The organism is Archangium sp., assembly GCF_036388035.1.
GTDB lineage: Bacteria > Myxococcota > Myxococcia > Myxococcales > Myxococcaceae > Archangium.
Window position 1 is genome coordinate 1 of sequence record NZ_DASVSO010000480.1, and the last position, 16,224, is coordinate 16,224.

A 16,224-nucleotide genomic window follows, 5' to 3' on the forward strand; every position below is an offset into this window, starting at 1 on the left:
CAAGAACGTGCTCGTGGTGGCCCACGGCAACTCCAACCGCTCCCTGGTGATGAAGCTCGACAAGCTCACGGGCGAGCAGGTGGTGGGCCTGGAGCTCGCCACCGGCGTGCCGCTCGTCTACGAGCTGTCCATGGAGGGCGAGGTCCTCCAGAAGCGCGTCACCACGCCGTGAGCAAGGCGGCAGGCCTGTCACCTGCCGTGAAAAAACCATTGCAACTCCGGGGACGCGGCGTAACTTTCCTCTCGACGCGTCCCCCGCGTCTCTCATGATCTCCTCTCGCTAACCACCACTCCGCCCCGCGGCCCTTCGAGGTGAATCGCCTACCGCTCTGGGTAGGCCGCTCGCCCGTGCGTCGCGCGTGTGCCGGTGAAGGCGGAGTGGGGTACCCGACAAGCGAACGTTCCGAGGCCCTGTCACCAACCGACAGGCCGCTGCCTCATGCTCGCTCGTCGGCTCGTCCGTCACCCCAACCCGCGGTACCGAATGGAGGGCTGTATGAGAGCCGAAACCGTTTTCAATCTCTTCAATTACGGTGTGATTCCCGCGTGGGCGCTGCTGATGTTCGCCCCGCGCTGGAAGTGGACGCAGCGGCTGGTCCACTCCGTGCTGCTCCCGGTGATGCTGGGCGTGGCGTACCTGGGCCTGCTGGTGGGCCTGCTCCTGGGTCACGCCGTCCCCGAGGGCGCCAACGCGGCGAGCCTCCAGGGCGCCATGCTGCTCTTCAGCGACCCCTGGGTGGCGGTGCTCTGTTGGATCCACTACCTGGTGTTCGACCTGTTCGTCGGCGCGTGGCTCGTCCGGGACGCGGGGCGTCGCCAGCTGCCCCACCTGGCGGTGGCCCCCTGCGTCCTGCTGACGATGTTCTATGGCCCGGTGGGGCTCCTGGCGTACCTCACCGTCCGGTTCCTCCTGCGCAGGACGGTGACCCTCACCGAGGAACCCGAGACCGCGAAGGCCGCTGCTCCCCAGGAGCAACTGGCGAGCGGCTGACGGCCCGGGGTGGCGGCGCCGTCACCCCAGCAGGGAGATGAGCCCGGCGAGTCCCACGAAGAGGAAGTAGAGGGACTCGCCGGCGATGAGGCCGCCGCCCAGCAGCGAGGTGGTGCTCATGTCCTCGGGCAGCGCCTCGCCCTCGCCGGGCGAGCCGGCCGCGTGCGGCGCCGGCCTGTGCATCAGTGTGTTCCACAGCGAGGACAGGATGCCGCCCACGCCGAACCACAGCGCCGACGGCAGGCTCACGAAGGCGCCGAAGGACGAGGCGTAGGGGCTGGACAGCAGCACCGCGTCCATCGTCCAGCCCACCGCGAAGCCCGTGCGCGAGCCCTTCAGGAAGCCCTGGTAGCGCGCGTTGCGCTTGAGCAGCTTGCGCGCCACCTCGATGACGAAGCCCAGTGACAGGCCGAGCAGCAGCGCCTTCAGCGTGTAGTCCGACAGCGAGCCCAGGCTGCGGATGGCGCCGACGAGCTTGTACGTCATCGCCGAGCTCCACTGGCCGGCCTCCGTCCCCGGGGCGTCGAGCTGGTTGATGGCCAGCACCGGGTAGGCGCTCATGAAGACGCGCGCCAGCCCCACGCACAGCACCGCGCCCATGATGATGCCCACCACCTGGTAGCGGAACTGGATGACGCGGTCCGTGCCCAGGCGCCAGCCGGTGGAGCGGTCCTGCTGCATGTCACTGCCCACCGAGGTGCTGATGAGCAGGATGCTCGCGGCCATCAACCCCACCAGCGGATTCTTCAGCCCCAGCAGCGACATCAACAGCACCGAGATGACGAAGGCGCTCGAGATGGGATTCTGGTCGGTGATGCCGTAGGCGATGCCGTTGATGAGCACGAACAGCATCGAGAGCATCAACCCGAAGACGATGAAGCCCAGGGGCTGCTCCAGGAGCTGCGTGGCCACCACCACCACCGCCACGCCCCAGAAGGCCACCCACGCCAGCAGCTTCGGCAGGTTCACCTGCTTCCACGCGGGCACCTCGCCGGCCGGAGCCTGGGCGCGGTTGCGCACCCGCTCGACGGCCTGCACCGCCAGCAGGGACAGGTCCACCGCCGCCGCCCCGCAGATCATCGCCAGACCGATGAGGAAGCCAATCTTGCGGAACGGCTCGCCGGGCTGTAGCCAGCCAATCTCCCTCAGGTGGGGCGTGAAGGCATGGCCGATGAGCCCGCCCATGACGGCCGGCACGGTGATGCGGCTGCCCACCACCATGCCCGCGCCGATGGTGGAGGCGCTCAGGCCGAGGCTGCCCAGGGCGGCCACATGCTCGGTGAGCCACGCCACCGCCCCACCCAGGCCCGTGCCACCGCCCAGCTTGGCGATGGAGGCCTCGAGCAGACGCTTGTCGGTGAGCGCCCGGAGGATGTTGGCCACCGCGTAGCCCGAGGGGTAGTCGAGCTGGAGCCGGTCCACGAGCAGCGGCGTGTAGAGCATGCCCACGCCCACGCCGAACATGCCCACGCAGCCCACGAAGAGCATCAGGTGCCAGGCGGGCGGCTGCGGCATGCCCAGCCACACCATGGCCTGGATGAGCACGGCCATGGCGCACATCGAGGCCACCGAGGCGGCCATCGTCTGCATGTAGTTGGCGCCGTGCTTGCCCTGGGGGCCGTAGCCATAGGTGACGGCGCTGCCGAGGATGCCGGCCAGCACCTGCCCGCCCACGAAGAAGCCCAGGCTGAAGTTCATGTACGAGGCGGCGATGCCCCCCAGCGGCCCCAGCACGAGGATGGCCACCGCGCTCAGCAGCAGGTGGAACTTCCACGAGCCCGGCTCGGGCAGCCAGCCGAAGCGCGGGGCGCCCCCCTCCGAAGAGGCTCCGGCGGACGAAGGCGAGGGGGGAGATGACGGAAGCGGGGCGGACGGGGCCATGGGCGCCGGAGGCTACCCGTTCCCGGCGCGGTCCGCCCCTTCAGTCCAGACGGTAGCTCTTGTCGTACTCGGCCAGGAGCTTCCTCACCTGGGGCGCCCGCGCATCGTTCGGCGCGAGGCGAAGGAACATCCGGTAGTACGCCGCGCCCTCCTGGGGCTGGTGGGTACGGGCCTTGAGGGCACCCAGCGCCAGGTAGCACGGAGCGTGGCCCGGGTCCGTGTCGAGGCACTTCAACAGGCGCAGCTCCGCTGCGGGGAACTGGAGCTTGCGCGAGAGCACCACGCCCTCTTCGTAGAACCGCTTCGCCTGCTCCGAGCCATTCCCCCGGAGCTCGGCGGCCATCGGCACCATCCCCCGCGTGCGCCCCTTCGGGGTGATGCGCAGCTCCACCGCCCCCTGGTTGTCCGCCGGATCATCGTCGATGAAGCCGCACCGCACCGCGCTCGCGCCGCGCACGTCCACGGGCCTCCCCTCGACGAGGAGGAACTGCTGCTCGCGCCGGAAACCGTTCTCGTCATCTCCCGCGTACAAGACCTCCGCCGAGTCTTGCCGCGCGCAGGCCACCTGCCGGCTCACGCCCCCGTTCGGCCCCCGCGTGCGCGCCCCCTCGCCCACCGGCTCCAGCGAGAGCTGGTACGTCGTCATCCCCTCCAGGCCCTTCAGCTCGAAGGCCCTGTCCAACGAGGCGCTGACCTGGCTCGGGTAGACACCGACGGTGGCCTTCACGCCCGTCCTCACGTTCTCCACCCGCACCACGCGCCGGGGCTGGCCTCCCTCCTCCTGGGGTCCCGCGGAGAAGAACATCGCGGCGCGCGCTCCCGTCACCCGCGTCCCCGAGACCTCCGGGACGGTTCCCACCGCCTCGTCCGCCGACAGCCCCTCGCCCGCGAGCAGGAAGAAGAGCCGCGGGCGATCCGAGGGCGCGACGTACTCGGTGATGACGTAGGTCTCCCCTGGCTCCAGCCCGGTGAGCGCCGCGAAGGACGTGGACACCCGGAAGAGGTCCCTGCGCGCCTCCAGCCGGAGGGAGTCGACCGGGAACGTGGCCAAGCCCCGTGCCTCCTCCGCGGGCACCGCCGGCACGGGGGGCGCGGACGGCTCCACCCCGCGCGAGGGCGCGGGAGCGGACGCAGGGGGCGGGGCGGGAAGCGGCAGCACCGACTCCGGGGAGGCCTCTTCGGCCTTTGTCTCCACTGCGGCCCGCCGCCTCTCCGGGGGCCGGTTCGCGACCACCACCGCGACCACCAACCCGCTCAACATCACCCCGCCCACGGCCACGGCCATGAGCTCGTTCCGACCGAATCGTCCACTGGAGGGGGGCGCCATCCCCGGCATGCTACCCCACGCCGTCCAGTCGAGGACGGACTCCCGCCTGGCGGGGAACTCCCCTTCCACGTCCGAGCCCCACCGTTGCCCGTTCCAAGGTGAAAGCCGGGGACACTCCCCTGCTCCCCCGCATGCTCGCCTCCCGCGCGAGCACCCGGGCGGAGCGCGAGGTCGGTCGATGCGGTGGGCCGTACTGCCTACCTTGGAGCGAGCACGGAATCCGACGGGAGGGGGACGGGATGAGGTGGCAGGGGGGTCGTCGCAGCTCGAACATCGAGGATCGGCGCGGCATGGGGCGCCCGCTGGCGGTGGGAGGCGGGGCCGCCTCGCTGGTGCTGGCCCTGCTGGTGATGCTGTTCGGTGGCAACCCCGAGGATCTCCCCTCCGGCGTCACGCGCGGCCCCTCGAGCCAGGTGGGCACCGGCGGCTCGGGAGCGGTGGACCCCGCGCAGGCGGAGCTCTCGGACTTCGTCTCCGTCATCCTCGCGGACACCGAGGACACCTGGCCGCGGCTGCTCTCGCCCCAGGGCGTGCGCTACGTGGAGCCGCGCCTGGTGCTCTTCTCGGACGCGGTGGAGTCGGGCTGCGGCTATGAGCAGAGCGCGGTGGGGCCCTTCTACTGCCCGGTGGACCAGCGCGTGTACCTGGACCTCACCTTCTTCCGCGAGCTCGACCAGCGCTTCGGGGCGCCCGGTGACTTCGCGCGGGCCTACGTGGTGGCGCACGAGGTGGGGCACCACGTGCAGAACCTGCTCGGCATCTCCGAGCGCGTCCAGACGATGAGGAGCCGGACGGGGCGGGCGCAGGCCAATGCCCTGTCCGTGCTGCAGGAGCTGCAAGCGGACTGCTTCGCCGGCATCTGGGCCCACCACGCGCAGCGCGAGCGCCAGATGCTGGAGCCAGGAGACGTCGAGGAGGGGCTGAGGGCGGCCACGGCCATCGGCGACGACACGCTGCAGCGGCGCGCGGGCGGCCACGTCGTCCCCGAGTCCTTCACCCATGGCTCCTCCGAGCAGCGCGTCTCCTGGTTCCGCCGGGGGCTCGAGCAGGGCACCCTCGAGGCGTGCGACACCTTCGGTGCCGCCTCCCGTGGACGCTGAGGCGCGGAGGCCCGTGCGACTACGGCTGGCAGATGCCCGGGCAGTCCGACGCGCTCTCTGGATGGCAGGTGTCCGTGGTGTCATCCACGCACTTCGCGTTCTGCCCCAGGCACGCCCCGTAGGCCAGGCCGCCGCAGCACACGACATGGCCCTGGGGCACGTCACAGGGCGAGGCGAAGAGCTCGCAGTCACCGCCCGCGGCCGGGCGCGCGTACCGGATCACCGCCACACAGGCCCCGGCATCGGAGGAAGGGGCGCCGGCGTCGGGCGACTCGTCGTCCACGGGCGAGGGGCCGGAAGCACACGCGAGCAGACCGCGGACCGAGCACAGCAGGAAGAGGCGCAGGAGGGAGTTCATGGCTCACGCTCAGATACGGGTAAAGGACCAGCTCACCGCGCTCCCATTGGCATAGGGCATGACGCCATGGAAGGCCCGGGGGTCGGCATCGAACACCAGCGGAAGGAAGTGCCGGTCTCCATCCCACAGTGGCAGGCTCATGATGTCCTTCACCGGAACCCACGACAGGGTGCCCTCCGGGTTGCGCTCATGGGGCGTGCCCTCGAAGCGGTCGATGCGGAAGATGAAGCCGAGCCAGTCCTCGCCCTTGGGACCGAAGCCGGGCCAGCTGATGGTGCCGCGCAGCTTCAACTCCGTGCACTCGATGCCGGCCTCCTCGCGAATCTCGCGGCGCATGCAGGAGACGACGTCCTCGCCCGGCTCCATCTTCCCGCCGAGCCCGTTGTACTTGCCGAGGTGAGCGTCGTGGGGACGCGCGTTGCGGTGGATGAGGAGCACCTTCGTCCCGTCCGGGGACAGGACGTAACCGAGCGTGCCGATGATGGGCGTGTAGGGCATGGGGTGAACGGTAGCTCGCCCCACGGCCCACTTCCCACCCTGCATCAAGCTTCCCGCTGGCAACTGACCTGGAGGACAACTCGTCCGGCTGTGGCCGACCCGGGCGGCGATGCCCATGCTCGTGGTGTGCAACCTCTTGTTTTCACACTCAGGGAGTAGGGCTCGATGGCCTGGCTCATCATTCTGCTGCTCATCGGGGTCAACGCGCTCTACGTCGTGGCGGAGTTCGCCGCGGTGAGCCTGCGCGTGACGCAGCTTCAGCCGCTCGCCCAAAGGGGTGACCGCCGCGCCGTGGGGCTTCTGGAGGTGCTCCAGGATGGAGTCAAGCTCGACCGCTACGTGGCCGCCTGCCAGATTGGCATCACGCTCTCCAGCCTCATCGTGGGCGCGTATGGACAGGCCACCGTCGCGCTGCAGCTCACCCCCCTCTTCGAGCGACTCGGAGGACTGCAACCCGTGGCGGCACACTCGGTGGCGGCGATCGTCGTCCTCGTACTGCTCACCGTGCTGCAGGTGCTCCTCGGGGAGCTCGTCCCGAAGGCGCTCGCGCTCCAGTTCACCGTGCGCGCGGGGCTGCTGACGTACCCGCCGATGCGCCTGTCCCTCAAGCTGTACGCGGGCTTCCTCAAGGTGCTCAACGGCAGCGGGCTCCTGCTGCTGCGCCTCTTCAACGTGAAGCCCGGCGGCCACCGCCACGTCCACTCGCCCGAGGAGTTGGATCTGCTCATCGCGGAGAGCCACCAGGCGGGCGTGCTGGCGCCCGAGGAACAGCGCCGGCTCCACCGCGCCCTCACGCTGGGCGAGCGCACCGCGGGAGACCTCATGGTGCCGCGCAAGCGCATCGCCGGGCTCGATGTCCGCACCCCGCCCGACGAGGTGCTGCGCCGGGCCATCACCAGCCCCTACACGCGCCTGCTCGTGTACGAGGGCTCGCTCGACAAGGTGCTGGGCATCGTGCATACCAAGGACCTCGCGAACCACTTCGTCCGCCATGACACCCCGCCACCGCTGCGCGAGGTGCTGCGCCCGCTGCCCACGGTGCGCCGCGGGGTGAAGGCGGACCAGCTGCTCACGCTGCTGCGCGAGCGGCGTGCCACCCAGGCCCTGGTGGTGAGCCGCGGCGGAAAGGTGGAGGGGCTCGTGAGCCTCGAGGACGTGCTCCAGGCGCTGCTCGGCCGGATGGGCGATGAGCTCAAGCCCGCGATGGAGCCCGCACATGCATGACCTCCTCGCGCCCTTCATCATCGCGCTGCTCATCCTCCTCAATGGCTTCTTCGTCGCCGCCGAGTTCTCCCTGATCGGCGCGCCGCGCACCGCCATCGACCGGCGCGCCGCCAAGGGCAGCCGGCGGGCCCGGCGCGTGAGCGAGCTGCTGCGCAACCCCAAGCAGCAGGACCGCTACATCGCCACCGCGCAGGTGGGCATCACGGTCGCGAGCCTCGGGCTCGGCATGTACGGCGAGCACGTGGTGGCCGAGTGGCTGGCGTCCGTCTTCGAGCCGCTCGGCACCTCGCGGTGGATCGCCGCGCACACGCTGGCGAGCATCACCTCCGTCGCGGTGCTGACGTACCTGCACATCGTGCTCGGCGAGATGATCCCCAAGACGCTCGCGCTGCACCGCGCGGAGCACGCGGCGCTGTGGATCAGCACGCCCATCCGGTGGGTGAGCGGGGCCCTGTTCCCCCTCGTCTTCGTGTTGAACGCGATGGGCAACGGGGTGCTGCGCCTCATGGGCGTGCGCCGCACCAGCGGCCCCACGAGCCACTCCTCCGAGGAGTTGCGCTACGTCGTCGAGGAGAGCCAGCACGCGGGGCACCTACGGCAGGAGGCGGGCCAGGTGCTCAAGGAGCTGCTGAGCTTCGGGGAGCGGACGGCGGGCGAAGCCGCCATGCCGCGCGTGCGCCTGCTGGGAATCCCGCTGGGGGCCACGCCCGAGCAGGTGCGGAGCGTGCTGCGAAAGTCCAACCACACGCGCTATCCCGTGTACGCGCAGGACCTGGACCACATCGTGGGGATGGTGCACATCAAGGACCTGTTGCGCGTGCTGTCGTCGGGGGAGCCGCTGATGTACGGGAACGTGCGGCCAGTGCCGTTCGTGCCGCGCACGGCCCGGCTCGACAACGTGCTGGCGGTGATGCGCCGCGAGAAGACGCAGGTGGTGGTGGTGATGGATGAGCTGGGAGGGACGGCGGGCCTGCTCACCATCGAGGACCTCTTCGAGGAGGTGGTGGGCGACATCGACGAGGGCACGCCCACCGCGCCCGAGCTTCGAGCGGATGAGGACGGCCACCTCATCGCCGCGGGCATCCGCCGGCTCGATGAAGTGGGCAAGCACCTGGGACTCGAGCTCACCCACGACGAGGTGGACACGGTGAGCGGGCTCGTGCTCGCGAAGCTGGGCCGGCCTCCGAACGTGGGAGACGTGGTCGACTACGGCGAGGTCCGCATCGAGGTGACGCGCGTCGAGGGCCACGGCGTGAAGGAGTGCCGCATCGAGCGCCTGCCGCCCCTGAGCCCCGCCGCGCTCGAGGAAGGCGCCGCTCCGCCGAGCTGATGCGGGTTTCCGAGCCTCGGCGCGAGGAGGCTCGGAAACGGCATGCGGCGCGCCTCACCTGCCGAGCGGGACCCGGCCCCCTCCCGTCATCATCCACCGCTCCAGGTCGCTCAACCCATGCCGGAGCTCATAGATGAAGTTGTCGTACCCCCTGTGCACATCGTCGGCCCCCTGCCTCAACCACCTCTTGAGGGTGTCCCCCACGCCGAGCCGGTTATCCACCTGGTCGATCACCAAGCCGATCGCCAAGCCCAGGATGATGCCTCCCGCGACCGCGGCGACGAGCGGAATGGTGACTCCCGCCACGAGCCCCACCAGTCCCGCCATGATGCCGCTGGCGATGGCCGCTCCCACGGTGGCCTTGATGACATCCAGCCCCAGGTCCACCAGCAGATCCGTGAAGGGCCTGTTGCCGTCCTGCATCCACTCCGCGACGTCCATCACCCCAATGAAGGCGAGTGTCACGAGGGAGGGCGCCGTCGCCATGCTCCTGAGGCCCTGCACGGCCCCCGCCCGCACCGTGGTGGCACCTCCACTTCCCGTGAGGGAGACGATCTTCGGGTTCTCGATCCGGTAGCGCGTCGACGTCAGGTGCCTTCGCAGCCCCGCGAGCCCCCGGAAGACGACGTAGAAGACTCCGTCAGTCCCCCGCTTGAGGTAGAACCGGGCATTGAAGTCCCTCAAGAGCTGCCGGCTGGTGTACACGCCCTTGACGGCGTCCGGGAGCTCCGTCCCGTAGACCTGCCTCATGAACCAGCCGCGTTGCTGGTCGTTCAAGTTGTTGAGGTTGTGCGCCCCTTCGCGCAACGGGGGCACCCCCTGGGCCCTGTGGACGAAGACGTTGTAGCCGTCCACCTGGGAGGGCGGGGGCCCCGGCAGGGGTCTCGGCATGGCCACCCGCACGTTGTCCACCTGAGCGTTCGACCGCGACGGGTCGTAGACGCTGTTCCTCGCGAGCGTCACCGTGGCGGGGCGGAGCCTGTATTTGACCGGCTCCATGGAGGTGGGCCGCAGGACGAGCCCCCGGAGCTGGAGCCGGGTAATGATCCTGTTGCCCTGCTGGATGAGCAGGTGGCCCAGGTAGTCCCGGGGAACCTGGATCTTGAAGGGTCGCCCTTCCGGGAAGGTGACCTGGGTGCTCCACCTGTTCTGGGACGGGATGAAGAAGCGCGTGCCCCGCTCCCTCCCTTGTGCCGTGGCACTGACGGTCAGCTGCCTACCGGCTCCCAGGGCGATGTCGAACTCGACCTCGCGAAGATCATTCGGCATGTCCGTGCTTCCTGTGTCGAAGGGCGGTTCACCATCCTAGCAGGCAGGCACCTCGGACACATCCCGCCCCGCTGGGGGTGAGAGAGGGACCCACTCAGTCCCGGTAGCCGCGGGCCTGGAGGTTGAACAGGTGCGCATAGCGTCCGTTGCGCGTCATCAGCTCGGCGTGGCTGCCCAGCTCCTCCACCCCGCCGTTGTGCAGCACGGCGATCCGGTCCGCCATCCGCACCGTCGAGAAGCGGTGGGAGATGACCAGCGCGATGCGGTCCGCCGCCAGCTCCTGGAAGCGCTCGAACAGCGCGTGCTCCGACTCCGCGTCGATGCTCGCCGTGGGCTCGTCCAGGATGAGCACCTCCGCGTCCTCGCGCATGAAGGCCCGCGCCACGCCCAGCTTCTGCCACTGCCCTCCGCTCAGCTCGTGCCCCTTCTCGAACCAGCCGCCCAGCATCGTGTCGTACTGGTTGGGCAGCAGGGAGATGACTCCACTCGCCCCACCCTGCTCCGCCGCCCGGACGATGCGGTTGCGATCCTCCAGCGCCGGCACGTGCCCCAGCCCGATGTTCTCCGCCACGCTGAACTGGTAGCGCACGAAGTCCTGGAACACCGCGCCGAACCGCGAGCGCAGATCCTCCGGGTCCATGTCCTTGAGGTTCACGCCCCCGTAGAAGATCTCCCCCTCCGTCGGCTCGTACAGGCGCAGCAGCAGCTTCACCAGCGTGCTCTTCCCCGCCCCGTTCTCCCCCACCAGCGCCAGCTTCTCCCCCGGCTCCAGCCGCAGCGACACATTGCGCAGCGCCCACGCCTCCTTCCCCGGATAGCGGAACGACACGTCGCGCAGCTCGATGGCGTTGCCCCGCCCCCTCGGTGCCGTCTTCGCCGGCAACAGCCTCGGCGCCTCCTGGCCCGTCGGTATCTCCAGGTACGCGAAGAGGTTGCTCATGAAGAGCGCGCCCTCGTACATGCTGCCCACGCTCGACAGGATGCCCTGGAACGACGCCTGCCCCTGACGGAACACCATCAGGTACAGCGCCATGTCGCCCAGCGTGAGGGGCCCGCGCACCGCCTGGTCCACCACGAACAGGTAGCACCCGTAGAACGCCCCCAGCGACAGCAGCCCCAGCCCCAGCCCCCACCCCATGCGCCTCAGCGCCAGCGCCCGGTCCTCCTGGAAGAACTTCTGGAAGAGCGTCCGGTAGCGCCCCAGCACCAGCGGGCCCAGTCCGAACACCTTCACCTCCTTCACGTGGTTGTCCCGCGTGAGGATCCACTCCAGGTAGTTGAGCTTGCGCCCCTCGGGCGCCCGCCACGAGTACAGCCGGAAGCCCTGCTCGGCCAGCCGCGCCTCCGCGATGAAGGCCGGGATGCTCGCCACCACCAGCACCACCACGCTCCACGGCGACAACGACACCAACAGCACCGCGTACGTCGAGAGCGTCACCAGGTTGCGCACGATGGAGAAGGCGTCCATCACCAGCGCCAGCGGCCGGCTGTTCGCCTCGCGCCGCGCGTTCTGCATCTTGTCGTAGGTGTCCGAGTCCTCGAAGTGCCGCAGCTCCAGCTCCAGCGCCTTCTTGAGAATCCGCTCGTTGAGCAGGTTGCCCAGGTTGGCCCGCAGCAGCTCGCGCGTCAGCGACAGCCCCCGGTCCAGCACCGCCGAGCCCACCATCAGCCCGAACTCCAACGCCACCAGGCCCAGCGCGTGCTCGCGCGCCGCCGCCGTCTGCTCCGCCTTGGCCGCCACCACCCCGTCCACGATGAGCTTGCCCACCCAGGCGATGGCCGCCGGCAGCAGCGCCGCCACCAGCGTCAGCACCCCCAGCACCACCGCGCCCCGGGGACTCGCCTGCCAGAAGAGGCGGAAGGTGCCTGGGAGCTGCCGGAAGAGGCTGCCCGCGTTCTTCAGCCGGGCCTTGAGGGATTGGGGGGGACGCGGTGCGGAGAGCGGAGGAGACACGCCCTCTGTCTAACCCGCCCCTCCCACGCGTGCCGCATCTCCCGCGCTGGAGGGCTCTCCATTCCCGGCGCCAGCCTCCTCGCCCCCCTTCCGCCCGGATGCCCTCCGGCCAGCCGGTGGCGGCCTTCCCGTCAGTCCGCGTTGATGCGCAGGTTCTCGGGCTCCAGCAGCGTGATGCGGCCGTCCTCGTAGGACAGCAGCCCCTCGCGCGCGTAGAAGCGCAGCCACTTGTTGGTGCTCTCGCGCGTGAGGCCACACAGGTGGGCCAGCTCGGACTGGGTGAGCTGGGCGGTGATGACCACCCCCTCGCTGCCCGTCTCGCCCTGCGTGTCCGCCAGGTCCAGCAGCACGCTCGCCAGCCGCGCGCGGGCATCCAGGAAGTTGGCGTCATGCACCAGCCGGGTGACGCGCCGCACCACGCGGCTCATCTCGGCCAGCAGGCTCAGCGCGACCCGGGGCCGCGCCTCCAGGAAGCGCTGGAAGTCCTCTCGTTGCAGCCGCAACAAGTGTGCCTCTTCCCGGGCCACCGCGTCCGTCGAGCGCGGCTCGCCATCCAGCAGCGCCATCTCGCCGAAGGCGTCCCCCCGCTTGAGCAGCGCCAGGGTCCGCTCCTTGCCATCGGCCGAGCTGAGGCGGATGGTCACCTCGCCCTTGCGGACGATGAAGAGCGTCGTGCCCACGTCTCCCTGGTGGAAGATGACCTCGCCCTTGGTGTAGCGCCACGGCTGCAGGAGGGGGGAGAGCTGCTCCAGCTCCTCGGCGGTGAGGGCGGAGAACATGGGGACGTGGGAGAGGAGATCCGCGTAGGACATGGCTGGCGCCTTCTGGCGTGGGCACCGCCCACCCGGCTCCCATCTTGCCCGGCTTGCCCGGAGGAGGGCCAGGGCGAGCAGGCATGTACCGCGAGCCGCCCGGTGGCGACCAGGGGTGCGAGGCCCGGCAAGGGGTGTGAAGGACACCACCCGGGGGGTGTTAATCTGCTCACTGCTCACGAGGCGCCGTGCGGACACAGTGTCCCTCCACAAGGCCGGCGAGGCCGTGAGCCCGGGCCGGCGCCCGGATGCAGGAGGTGACACGTGGGAGAGACGCTTCGCGAGCTGAAGGACAACGCGGCCCAGGCTTTCGCCAGTGGAAAGCTGGAGGAGGCCCTGGCCGGGTACCAGCGCGTGGTGAAGACCGCGCCGGAGGATCTCGCCAGCCGCCAGAAGGTGGCCGAGCTGCTCCAGCGGCTGGGCCGCACCCGCGAGGCGCTCGAGACGTATGAGACGGTGGCCACCGCCTGGGCCCGGCAGGGCTGGCTGTTGCGCGCCATCGCGCTGTGCAAGGTCATCCTCCAGCTCGAGCCGGCGCACGGCCGGACGCAGGAGATGCTGGCGCAGCTCTACGCGAAGCGCCTGGCGCCCACGCCGCGGCCGGTGTCCACGCCGGCCCCGGTGGTGAGCGAGCCGGCGGTGGCCAGGGCCGGGGAGCTGCCGTCCATCCCGCTCTTCTCGCAGCTGGGCCAGGAGGCCTTCGTGGCGGTGCTGGAGGGCATGGAGATGCGCGCCTTCCAGCCGGGAGAGACCATCGTCACCGAGGGAGCGCCGGGCAGCTCCATGTTCGCCGTGGTGGAGGGGCGCGTGGAGGTGGTGCGGCAGTTGGAGGGAGGCAAGAGCCGCGCGGTGGCCGCGATGGGCGAGGGCGAGTTCTTCGGCGAGATGGCCCTGCTCTCCGAGGGCCCGCGACTGGCGAGCGTGGTGGCCGCCGAGCGCACCGTGGTGCTGGAGCTGACGCGGGCCCAGGTGGAGCGGCTCGTGCAGCGCCACCCCTCGGTGGGCGAGGCCCTCCAGGCCTTCCACCAGGAGCGCCTGCTGGCCAACGTGCTGCGCAGCAACCCGCTCCTGGCGTCCCTCTCGCCGCCCCAGCGCGAGGCCCTCGCGCGGGCCTTCCAGCCCGTCTCGGTGCCGGCCGGCCAGACGCTGCTCGTCCAGGGGCAGCAGGGCGAGGCGCTGTACCTGCTGCTGCGCGGCCGGTGCCAGGTGCAGCACCAGCATCCGGACGGGCACGCGAGCGCCCACCCCGTGCTGCGGGAGGGGGATGTCTTCGGTGAGCTGTCCCTGCTGCTCGGCCTGCCCGTCACCGCCACCGTGCGCTCGGAGACGCCCTGCACCCTGCTGCGGTTGGACCGGGCGTCCTGCGAGCGCCACATCCTCTCCCAGCCCGGCGTGCGCGAGGCGTTCTCGCGGCTCATCACCGAGCGGCTCGGCCGGACCGCCCAGCTCTTCGCCGGGCGCGAGGTGCACGAGGGCGATCTACGCATCTGAGCCCCTCCCGTGGGCCCCTGCTCCTGTGCCCGACGGCTCCCTGTGGTAGTTTGACCTCCGGGGTTGCTCCGCTTCGCCCCTTCCCCTGAGAGGCCACGGGAGCCATGTCTCCGTATCGGATCGCCGCGCTCGTGATGGCCGGCTTCGTCGCCCTGAGAGGGCCCGAGAGCAGAGGCGCGGAGCCTCCGGGACGCATCGGGTTTCGCAGCTACGGCACGGACGCCGGCATCGAGAACCACGACATCGACTGGGTCATCCAGGACGGAGAGGGGTTCATCTGGGTCGGCGCCGCGGACGCGGTGTACCGCTTCGATGGCGAGCGCTTCGAGCGCTTCGGGCTGGAGAAGGAGACGGCCCTGAAGTCGATGAGCGTGAGCGACGTGACGCTCGATGCCCAGGGGCGGCTGCTGCTGGCGACCCGCTCGGGCGTGGTGCGCTGGGAGGGCAACCACTTCGCCCCCTTGCCGATGCACGGCATCTCCTCCCTGGTGTCGAGCCTCCGCCTGGACTCCGGCAAGCGGATGTGGGTCGCGGCCGAGCAGGGGCTGCTCCGGGAAGCCGAGCCCGGGCACTTCCTCCCGGTGCCCGAATGGCCAGGTGGACCGGCCCAGCAGCTCCGGGTGGAGGCCTCGGGCGCACTCCAGGTGGCTTCGGGCTCCCGCCTGGTGAGCCGTGACGTCCACGGGCGGTGGCGGGTCCAGGAGGTCCCGGGCCAGAAGTCCATCACCGACCTGGTGCGTGATGGAGGGGGCCGGCTGTGGCTGAGCGGCGAGGGGTGGTTGATGGTGCAGCCGAAGGAGGGCGCGCCCCTGGAGGATCGCACCCACCTCATCCGGGGGGCGATGGGAGCCGGGCGCCGCCTGCGCGTGGGCAACCAGGGACAGCTCCTGGTGCCCAACTACCGCGGGCTGCTCGAGGTGAAGGGCGAGCATGCGGAGTACCTCCAGTTCGGTCTGTCGGAGCGCTCCGGGCGGATGAAGGATGTCCTGGAGGACTCGCAGGGCACGCTGTGGATCGCCAGTCTGGGCGTGCACCGCTCCCTGGGCCGCGGCCTGTGGACCGTCCACGACACGGGCAACGGGCTGCCGTCGAGCATGATCTGGGGGCTGACCCGCGGGCCCGACGGGAAGATGTGGGTGGGGACGGATAAAGGACTCGCGCACGGCACGCCCGGCGGCTGGGTCCCCTACCCCCCGCTGGCGGGCTACTCCCTCAAGGCCGTGAGCGTGGACCGGGACGGCGTCGTGTGGACCGCGGGCAACCCCGCCGGGCTGCACCGCTACGAGCCCTGGAGCGGCAAGCTGCGGACGTTCGGCGAGGCGGCCGGCTACACGCCTCGCTATACCTTCGACCTGCAGTGGGAGCCCGACGGCACCCTGTGGGCATCCACCACCCACGGTCTGATTCGAGGGGTCCGCACCGGCGAGGACTGGTCCTTCGAGCTGGTGCTGCCCTCCAAGCGCATGGCCTCCATGGGCGTGGAGCTGGATGGGGCCGGACGGCTGTGGGCCACGACGGGGGATGGGCTCTACGTGCGCGAGGGAGGCGTGTTCCGCCGCCTGGACGTCACCGAGGGCCTGCGCGACAACCGCGTGCGCTACCTGTTCATCCGGCGCGATGGCCGGGTGTGCGTGAGCTACGCGGAGCCACTGGGCCTGAGCTGCTTCTCCTACCGGGACGGGCACCTCACCGAGCCGTTCCACATGGACCGCGGCACGGGGCTGCACAACGGTGTCGTCTACCAGCTGGGCGAGGACATGGCGGGCCGGCTCTGGGTGGGCACGGGGGCCGGAGTCCACATCCTCGGGGTGGACGGGGTGCTCGAGCACTTCGGTGCGAGCGGCGGTGCCCCGGGAGATGACTTCAGCGGCAACTCCTTCCTGGCGGACCCCGACGGCACCGTGTGGGTAGGCACCTCGAACGGGCTCGGCCGCTTCGAGAGCGCGCGCTACACCGGCCTGGCCCAGCCGCCGCGCGTGGCCCTGTTGG

Annotated in this window: 13 protein-coding genes and 1 pseudogene; 7 read left to right on the forward strand and 7 right to left on the reverse strand. The window is 70.5% G+C overall.

The features are described 5' to 3' along the window. A pseudogene (locus tag VF697_RS19370) lies at positions 1–172 on the forward strand (2,3-bisphosphoglycerate-dependent phosphoglycerate mutase); the annotation flags it as partial. 324 nt (positions 173–496) lie between these two features. After that, positions 497–991 (forward strand): ABA4-like family protein, encoded by a 495-nt coding sequence (locus VF697_RS19375; RefSeq protein ID WP_331097114.1) that lies wholly within the window; start codon positions 497–499, stop codon positions 989–991. Between the two features lie 21 nt (positions 992–1,012). On the opposite strand, the gene VF697_RS19380 is transcribed toward VF697_RS19375, so the two are convergent. Together VF697_RS19380 and VF697_RS19385 are read right to left on the reverse strand one after the other, a co-directional pair. Then, positions 1,013–2,872 (reverse strand): OPT/YSL family transporter, encoded by a 1,860-nt coding sequence (locus tag VF697_RS19380; protein WP_331097116.1) that lies wholly within the window; start codon positions 2,870–2,872, stop codon positions 1,013–1,015. A 40-nt stretch (positions 2,873–2,912) separates the two neighbouring features. Beyond that, a complete protein-coding gene (locus tag VF697_RS19385; protein ID WP_331097118.1) occupies positions 2,913–4,157 on the reverse strand; it encodes a hypothetical protein in 1,245 nt (414 codons plus the stop codon). A gap of 281 nt (positions 4,158–4,438) precedes the next feature. On the opposite strand from VF697_RS19385, the gene ypfJ reads away from it, so the two are divergent. Further along, positions 4,439–5,299: a KPN_02809 family neutral zinc metallopeptidase gene (ypfJ, locus tag VF697_RS19390; RefSeq protein ID WP_331097120.1), complete on the forward strand. Its 861-nt coding sequence runs from the start codon at positions 4,439–4,441 to the stop codon at positions 5,297–5,299. 19 nt (positions 5,300–5,318) lie between these two features. Here the strand turns inward: ypfJ and VF697_RS19395 are convergent, their stop codons facing one another. Beyond that, a complete protein-coding gene (locus tag VF697_RS19395) occupies positions 5,319–5,657 on the reverse strand; it encodes a hypothetical protein (RefSeq protein ID WP_331097122.1) in 339 nt (112 codons plus the stop codon). Positions 5,658–5,666: 9 nt separating this feature from the next. Further along, positions 5,667–6,155 (reverse strand): 8-oxo-dGTP diphosphatase, encoded by a 489-nt coding sequence (locus VF697_RS19400; RefSeq protein ID WP_331097124.1) that lies wholly within the window; start codon positions 6,153–6,155, stop codon positions 5,667–5,669. Positions 6,156–6,320: 165 nt separating this feature from the next. Between VF697_RS19400 and VF697_RS19405 the strand changes: the two genes are divergently transcribed. Continuing rightward, positions 6,321–7,379, forward strand: coding sequence for a hemolysin family protein (locus VF697_RS19405; protein ID WP_331097125.1), 1,059 nt, complete (start codon positions 6,321–6,323; stop codon positions 7,377–7,379). Then, positions 7,372–8,709, forward strand: a complete 1,338-nt coding sequence (locus VF697_RS19410) for a hemolysin family protein (RefSeq protein ID WP_331097127.1) — start codon at positions 7,372–7,374, stop codon at positions 8,707–8,709. The genes VF697_RS19405 and VF697_RS19410 overlap by 8 nt, the downstream gene beginning before the upstream one ends. Before the next feature lie 54 nt (positions 8,710–8,763). Here VF697_RS19410 and VF697_RS19415 read toward each other — a convergent pair whose 3' ends face one another. The 3 genes from VF697_RS19415 to VF697_RS19425 form a co-directional block, all read right to left on the reverse strand. Continuing rightward, positions 8,764–9,978 (reverse strand): hypothetical protein, encoded by a 1,215-nt coding sequence (locus VF697_RS19415; protein WP_331097129.1) that lies wholly within the window; start codon positions 9,976–9,978, stop codon positions 8,764–8,766. 94 nt (positions 9,979–10,072) lie between these two features. After that, positions 10,073–11,932, reverse strand: coding sequence for an ABC transporter ATP-binding protein (locus tag VF697_RS19420; RefSeq protein WP_331097130.1), 1,860 nt, complete (start codon positions 11,930–11,932; stop codon positions 10,073–10,075). A 131-nt stretch (positions 11,933–12,063) separates the two neighbouring features. After that, positions 12,064–12,744: a Crp/Fnr family transcriptional regulator gene (locus VF697_RS19425; RefSeq protein WP_331097132.1), complete on the reverse strand. Its 681-nt coding sequence runs from the start codon at positions 12,742–12,744 to the stop codon at positions 12,064–12,066. Positions 12,745–13,008: 264 nt separating this feature from the next. Here VF697_RS19425 and VF697_RS19430 point away from each other — a divergent pair, with 264 nt between their 5' ends. Together VF697_RS19430 and VF697_RS19435 are read left to right on the forward strand one after the other, a co-directional pair. Beyond that, positions 13,009–14,235, forward strand: coding sequence for a cyclic nucleotide-binding domain-containing protein (locus VF697_RS19430; RefSeq protein ID WP_331097133.1), 1,227 nt, complete (start codon positions 13,009–13,011; stop codon positions 14,233–14,235). 104 nt (positions 14,236–14,339) lie between these two features. After that, a partial coding sequence (locus VF697_RS19435) for a ligand-binding sensor domain-containing protein (RefSeq protein ID WP_331097135.1) occupies positions 14,340–16,224 on the forward strand: 1,885 nt, incomplete at its 3' end.